The organism is Bartonella sp. AA78NXGY, assembly GCF_042197005.1.
GTDB lineage: Bacteria > Pseudomonadota > Alphaproteobacteria > Rhizobiales > Rhizobiaceae > Bartonella.
This window is the reverse complement of sequence record NZ_JBHIRI010000030.1, coordinates 1-7,288: the sequence shown is the minus strand read 5'-3', so window position 1 is coordinate 7,288 and position 7,288 is coordinate 1. Positions and strand designations below refer to the sequence as shown.

Below are 7,288 nucleotides of genomic sequence, written 5' to 3'. Positions count from 1 at the left end.
ATCAAGTTCCTTTCTTGGAATTGTGGTGGGGATTCTGCCACCGGCGTCCGATTCCGAATGTTTAATGCCGTAAATCGCTGTGATACGAAAAGATTGCTGATTGTCTTTTCGCGTGTAGATGATGGGCTGCCCAAAAGTGTTGCGCACATCTTTAACCATTTGGTTTAGCAGCCCGTGCCATCGCATGTTATTTCGCTCCAATCACTGCTTTAAACAGCATTTCTGGGCGTGTGCAAATGTAAAGCGGATAGCTGTAGACCTCCGGTTTTACCCATGCATTACGGTCGTTATCAACGATCAACATGGTGTAGAGAGGTTTTCCAACCGTGTTGGCAAAATCCAAGCTTTCACCAGGAGCAAAGGTTTTTTGGAAGACACCAGGCGCATCAACAGGAAAGAATTGGCATTCATCCGGCTTAATGCCTATAGCGCGCTTTGTTCCAGCCTTCGCACTCACATTATAGTTGTGAATACTCCGGTAATTAATGAAAGTGACACCTGCAAAGTCAAAACTACCAAAGCTCCCAGAGCCAATCGAACTTGGTGTTGCAACACCTCCGGCGCTATTGAGTGTCTGTGCTAAGGCTGTGTTTAAATAGGTCTCACGAATTGTTTTATGGTTTTTCAACTTGGAAAAGAATTCATTACCACAAAGCCCAATAATCCGCGAACGATCAGAAAATGCTCCTTTTGAAGCTTCAATCATCCTCATAATGACTTGATCAACATGGTCCGCAACATTGGTTGTCTCATTATTTAATTTAAAATCAATCGGCTTTGGTGGTGCGATTTCCCATTCTTTGTACCAATCGACAATAACAGAGCCATCGGCATCAAGAACCACCCCTTGAACAGCGCCAAGTTGCATATTTTCCCATGTCAATTCGATTTCAGAAATCAGTTTCTTTTGTTTCTTGGCAATATATTTCATTGCTGTCTCTAACTGATCTTCTGCGCCAAATTCACGACGGTTCTGGATTTCTTCTGATTTTACGGTATCACTTTTGGCAATCCGTGTTGTTTTGAAAAACCGAAGATTACGACCCTCTCTATCACCTTCTGTCAAAGGTGCGCCACGTTCACTGGTTTGAATAAGCGAAAATGTATTATCACGCCGTTCAATACCAACCACTGTGGTACTGGTTTCAACTTCCTCAAAAAGATTAAGAGAGCTTACAAGACCAGGTTGAAACTCATAGTTTTCAATGGCTTTCATCATTGTGATGCTTGAGAAAGCATCATGTTTAAAAAAATTCATATCCATGTGTGCATTCTCCTATCGCAATAGAATGTTGTTATGGTCTTCTAAAGACTGAATGGCTGCTTTCTTTTGCTCATCCGTGATGGCATCTGGCCATAGCAGTTCAGAAGCTTTTACAGTGCATAAGCGTGCTGTAATCACGGCACGTTGATCTGCTTCTGTTGCGTCAATAGTGGCAAAAGAAATCCCCGCAGGGATTTGACTGCCATCTGCTGCTGCTGGATTAAGGGGGGTATATTTTTGTGATGCTGTAATTTTCCCCATGACAGTTCCAGCTTCAATGAATGCTCCTGATGCAAACAGCACTTCTTCATTTGACATATCGGGGTCGTAGGGTCCAAGATAAGCGCCATTGCGTACGTCGTCATAAATAATATTCGTCATTTCACTGCCCTCCAAGCTGCTTCCCATTTTGCATAAATCTTTGCCTTGCTCGTCCCATCACTATGAGGGGTATAAGGCGAGACTTTTAAAGACGCGCTTTGAGAGCTAGCAGCCGTCAACACACACTGGCGTGCTTTCTCGACACTCATACCGTTTTGAATAGCTTTTGCTGCGTCAAAAGAAACGCCTAAGTGCTTTGCTTGCCTTTCAAGGGTTGTTAGTGCTTTTGCGCGCTTTCTTTCTTTTTCAAGAGCAGCTTTTATGTTTTCCTGCTTGTCCTCATTGTCTTCATCTTCATCTTCGTTTTCTTCTTCATCGTCGAAGTCTTCGGCGTTTTTGTCGATGTCACTATCGTCTTCGTCCTCTTCCTCGTCATTGATGATGTCGACGATCTTTTCGTCATCATCTTCTTCAGCGCGGTATTGTGTGCGTGCCATGTGTTTTGTCCTTCTTTTTCTGTTGATGTTGGGTTTTGTGATATGGAATCCGTTAAGGCTTCCAAAGCTTGCGCAAGGGTGCCCTGCGCATCTGCTAATCCAAGCGTGATCGCTTGGGTGCCTATAAAAGTTTCTGCTTTTGTGTCACGAATTGCAGCAGCATTTAAGCGTCTGTTTTGCGCCACCAAATCGACAAACATCTCGTAGAGCAGGGCGCAATCGGCTTGCATTTTTATCTGTGCTGTATCGCTCAAGGGTTCATGAGGGTTGCCATGGGTTTTGTGATCACCTTCAAAGACAAAGGTCCATTTATGCCCGTGTTTTTCATCCGCACGAGATTGGTCAAGATGGGCACAAACAACCCCAATCGAGCCCACAACCCCTGTGCGAGCTACCCATATTTGAGAAGCCGCACAAGCAATGGCATAAGCTGCAGAACAAGCAAACTCATTGGCATGTGCCCAAATGGGCTTGTCGTATTGTTTTGAGAGTGTTTGAAACTCTTCAACCAAATCAAACACACCACCGGCTTCTCCACCGCCGCTATCAATATCAAGTAAAACAGCGCGAACATCAGGTTGTGCAATGGCTTCACGAAAAGAAGCGCTTAAACCTTCATAAGAGGTTAGCCCCGATAAAGCCCCAAGCCATGCACCACGGCGCACAAGCGTGCCATGAACCGGTATTATGGCAACATTGTTTTGTACTACATAAGTTTCAGGGGGTCTTAAAGCCGTTGTATCCCCTTGCGCAAAAGCCCCAATGGGAAACTTTTCTCCCTCAAAAAGGCGTGGTGCAAGAGCATTCAAAATGATATCAAGCTTTGTCGAGGCAAGCATATGAGGAACCCCAAAAAGCCGTGATGCCAAAAACGGCATATCAAGATTATTCACCATTTTTATGTGCCTCACTGCCTTGGTTACTTTCATAAGTTTCAGAAGGTTCTGAATCTGCGGTATCAATTACTTGATTGCTATCAGAGGTCGCTGCCATATCCGTGTCAAAAGATAAGCCGCGCGCACGAGCGTCTGTGTGCTCTTCTTGCAGTTCGGCATGAATGCTGTCGATATCAAAGCCACGCTCGGCAAGTGCCATGCGTCGTGTTTTCAAGCCTGCACGAATTTCTTCTTTTTCCGCTGAGATATCCTTGTTTGGATCAATCATTTCAAGCGGGGGTGCAAAGCTTTCACATTGAAGCCATGGCAAGGAATTTTCTTCCCACCCTGGCAAATTGACGCATCCAGCAAGCACTGCCATTTCAACAAAACGCTCCCAAACAATGCGGTTAAACTGAAAGGCAATAATATGTTCACGCCATTGTTTGACGTGCCGTCTAAACTGAATGATGGAGGTGCGTACATTTGAAAAATTCCCCCGCGTAACGTCTCCAGTCACAACGGCATAAGGCATATTAAGTGCTGCACAAATTTTCAAGATATTGCGAAATTGAAAAGCCTCATAAGAGCCACCAACCTCAACAGGATTTGAGAATGTAACTTCTTTATTCTCTCCTAAATAAAGAGATGCACCGGGCGCAATGACAGGTGCTTTGTATTCTTCTTCAACGTTGTTTTTATCACGATTATCGGATAATTTTTCGACGTTTGGTGAATTGTCCTTGACAAACGCCGCGAAAAGAGCCGCCGTCCTTTTTCTATCGAGTTCTGCGTCGTCATAGGATTCGAGTTGAAAGATCTTTGTCATAGCGCGCGTTATTTTTGGAGAACCGCGCAATTGTCCGGCAATACGGCGCTCTTTGATATGAATGACCATTTCAGCAGGGACACGCACGCGCTCTTGGCTCTCAAATGCCATATTTGCAGGGACATCATCATAGGGGTGATGTTCCCAGAAATGATAAGCAACGCGCTTGCCACTGGCATTAAATTCAATCCCCATACGAATGTAATTGCCTTCAATATCAGCCGGTCCATTGTAAGTAAGGTCTAACATTTCGGTGGGATAAACTTGTAATTGAAGCGGCACACCAGAGCGCCCGTAGAGGTCAACATAATGTAGTCTTACAAAACATTCACCAGTTAGAAAGACTTCTCGTGCAATGGTTGCTTGAAGTCCATAAAAATTGGCATCTTCATCATAGTCCGCCTCATCAACCCATTGCCACCATAAGTCTAAAAGCTTTTTCTTTTCTTCTTGAAAACCTTCAATACGAGGATAAGGTTTAATCCCATCACTAACAGCCGCAGAGACCCATTCTTCCGTTGCAGACCCATAAAGAGATTCATTATCATAAAGCCATCTTGAACGAGCAACAATGGTATCACCACATTCTTCAATCGCTTTATTGATATGTTTTTTTGCGGGGTCAAAACCACCCATACGGCGGCTTTTACTTGCAGCTTCAAAAGGCGGATTGTGTTGACGAGAAATTGTAAAAAAGCCTGTGAGTTTATTGAAAAAACCAGCCATTAATAGCCTCGTGATATATTAAAATAGAAAACGCGTGAACGCTTGCGCCCTTCAAGGTTGGCTATTTGTATGTTCAGCATCTCAAGCGCTCTGCGAAGTTCCTCAACAGAACGATTGCTGACTTGCTTATCGCCGTGACGCACTGATTGCGCACCCGAATAAAGAGCCTCTTCAATTTGTTCACGCCGCCTTTTTAAACTTTCCAGTCTGTCAATTTTGCTGTTAATTGGTTCTAAAGTTTCACCCACAAATTACCTCCAATCCCCTCGCATATAAGGATTCATCACTGTTCTGGATTGTTTCCTTTGAGGTTTTGCTATCTGAGATCTTCTTGGAGAAGTGAATGAAGAAATCCCAGATGTTGGTTGCTCTACAGAACCTTCAATTTTAAGTTTTTCCAAACGCTCTTCTAAGATATCAACTTCTCGATTAAGGTTTATTCCCGCCGAAATCAGACCTTGTAAAGCCGCATAAGCATAGACCCTACAGTCCAAGGCTTCATTTCTTGCCTTTTCACTTTTTTGCCATTCAATACGCTTGAAGCCTTTAAAATATTTGATGACTTTTCTTTCAGCGGTCAGTTGGTCAAAATATTCCCGATCAAGGCTTTTGTGAAAGTGTGTTGCACCAGCACCTGATGCTTCAGGTCCCGATTTTTTAAACCGTGCCGTGATAATATCTTTTGCCGCGTCAACACCAACAATATAGAGATTAATCTGTCCTTTATTGTTTTTGCTTGGTCGGCGTGGCCATACCGCACGCCATCCCGCTTGCCCCTTAATGCCCCAGATACGCCGCCCTTCACGCGGGCGTACATAATTATAAACTGCCTGTGTATGTCCACCACCGGTATCAATACAAGCAGCTGTTATCCTAATCCCCTCTTTATAGCCTGGATGTGGCCAGCGTTTTGCAAGATATTCATCCAATTGGTCCCATACTTCAAAAGAAGAGGGATCACCAAGGATCACTTGATAATCAATATGCCAACTTTCTTCACTACGCCCCCATCCCACCACTTCAAGTTCCAAGCGGTCATTTTGCACATCAATACCAGCTGTCAACACGACGGATTGTTCTGGTGCAAGGGGATAATCTTCGCGTTTTGCATAGAGGCTATCAGGATCAACAACTTCGCCTGTTCTGTCCTCCCATGGCTCTCCAAGCACTGTATTAATAAAAACTTGCAAAAGAGCAGGGTCTTCTTTGGCTCTTAAAAATTCGCGCGCACAATCGCCCCAAGTCAGCCATGGCGAATAAAGCGCTGAAATATGGTAAGAACGCAGACGAGGCTTACTTGACTCCTGTGTTGCGATCCAACAAGCACCGTTTTCTTCTGCCATTAAGGCGGACTTACGATGTTCGGCATGTTCATGACCACAATGCGCACAAACAAAAACAGCTTTTTCGGGGGCGCCTTTTGGCCACTTAATTTGTGACCAAACAATGGGTTGTAGAACACCACATGCATCACAAGGGACATTGTAATATCTTTGATCACCTAGCACAAAATCCTTGGCTACACGGCTTGTGTCACGGTGTGTCGGCGTGGACAATTTAAAAATTTTACGTTGAATAAAAGCAGAGGTTCGTTTTTCCGCAATTGTTACAGGATCGCCTTCATTATCGACATTCAATGGGTAAGCATCGACTTCATCCAAAACCAAATAGCGAATAGGAGAAGAACGCAATCCAGCAGCACTATTTGCTCCTGTAATCATCAATGTCCCCCCATAAAATTCCTTTGAAAACATTGTATTTCCACTGTCTCTTGCACGAGCAGGAGCAATGCGTTCACTTAAAGCAGGGCTAGCTGAAATCATCGGATCAAGACGAGACTTTGACAGTTTCTTAGCGGTCTCAACTGTCGGCATTACATAAAGGGCAGGTCCTGGACTATGATGAATGGCATAACCACAAAAGTTCAACGCTGCTTCCGACATTCCAATCTGAGCCCCCTTCATCACAACCGTTGTTTCAGTCGGATCATAAACAGAAAGATTATCCATGATCTCTCGTAAATAGGGGGTACGTATAGTCCTCCATAATCCAGGCTCAGCACTCGTAACTGTGCTCAAATAACGATTTTTATCAGCCCACTGGGAAACAGTATAAGGCGGGTCAGGACGGCGTCCTTCATTCGCATAGCAAAAAAAGAGCCCAGCATCAGAGGACGAGGGCAAAGCATCACTTATCATGTTCTGGATTCTCTTCTAAAATGTTGGGATCGTGAAAAGAAACAGGGACGACATTTTCCACTAAAGCTTTGCGCATATGATGATCGATAGCTCCAATAAGGCTCGCAGCATCACATCCCACTTGCGCCGCAATTTCAGTACCAAAGCGATAGGCAAAATTGAGCATTGTATCTCGATGCGCTCTTCCAAAGTTCCATGCTTCTTTTCTCACTTCTTCACGATCAACAGTGGTTTCGCGTAACTTTTCCAGAGCAATCTTTTCTTTTGCTAGCGCAACTTGCATCCGCTCTAGTTTTATCTTGTATTCATTGGCTCCATCTGTGGAGGCTTGTTTGATCTTTGTCAGCGGTTGACCATCCGGTGCTAAAAATGGAGTAGGGCGCTTTGTTGGATTCTCATTCCAGATAGCTGTTGCAAGCGCTTCATTGACAGAACCATCTTCAAAAAGAGCCGCATCAAATTTACCTGTCTTTATCCGAGAAACCACTGCATTATGTGAAACACCCATCTTCTTCGCAAACGCACGAACCGATAGACCCTTACGATTCTTCTTATTCATAGTTGCTCCTTGCCTTCTT

7 protein-coding genes and 1 pseudogene are annotated in these 7,288 nt (G+C 44.3%); all 8 read right to left on the bottom strand.

Annotation, left to right across the window (positions count from 1 at the left end; all coding sequences use genetic code 11):
- A pseudogene (locus ACFINL_RS09130) lies at positions 1-186 on the bottom strand (hypothetical protein); the annotation flags it as partial.
- Between the two features lies 1 nt (position 187).
- Positions 188-1,264, bottom strand: coding sequence for a major capsid protein (locus ACFINL_RS09125; protein WP_375651441.1), 1,077 nt, complete (start codon positions 1,262-1,264; stop codon positions 188-190).
- Between the two features lie 12 nt (positions 1,265-1,276).
- Positions 1,277-1,645, bottom strand: coding sequence for a head decoration protein (locus tag ACFINL_RS09120; protein WP_375621791.1), 369 nt, complete (start codon positions 1,643-1,645; stop codon positions 1,277-1,279).
- Positions 1,646-1,904: 259 nt separating this feature from the next.
- Entirely contained in the window at positions 1,905-2,978 is a 1,074-nt protein-coding gene (locus ACFINL_RS09115) for a S49 family peptidase (protein ID WP_375651440.1), read from the bottom strand.
- Positions 2,968-4,512 carry a phage portal protein gene (locus ACFINL_RS09110; RefSeq protein WP_375613965.1) on the bottom strand — a complete coding sequence of 515 codons (1,545 nt, stop codon included), beginning with the start codon at positions 4,510-4,512 and terminating at the stop codon, positions 2,968-2,970. The genes ACFINL_RS09115 and ACFINL_RS09110 overlap by 11 nt, the downstream gene beginning before the upstream one ends.
- Entirely contained in the window at positions 4,512-4,760 is a 249-nt protein-coding gene (locus ACFINL_RS09105; RefSeq protein WP_375612364.1) for a phage head-tail joining protein, read from the bottom strand. The genes ACFINL_RS09110 and ACFINL_RS09105 overlap by 1 nt, the downstream gene beginning before the upstream one ends.
- A gap of 3 nt (positions 4,761-4,763) precedes the next feature.
- Complete coding sequence (locus ACFINL_RS09100; RefSeq protein WP_375651439.1) at positions 4,764-6,710, bottom strand: phage terminase large subunit family protein; 1,947 nt, start codon at positions 6,708-6,710, stop codon at positions 4,764-4,766.
- Positions 6,700-7,269, bottom strand: a complete 570-nt coding sequence (locus ACFINL_RS09095) for a hypothetical protein (RefSeq protein ID WP_375638734.1) — start codon at positions 7,267-7,269, stop codon at positions 6,700-6,702. The genes ACFINL_RS09100 and ACFINL_RS09095 overlap by 11 nt, the downstream gene beginning before the upstream one ends.
- Positions 7,270-7,288: the final 19 nt, after the last annotated feature.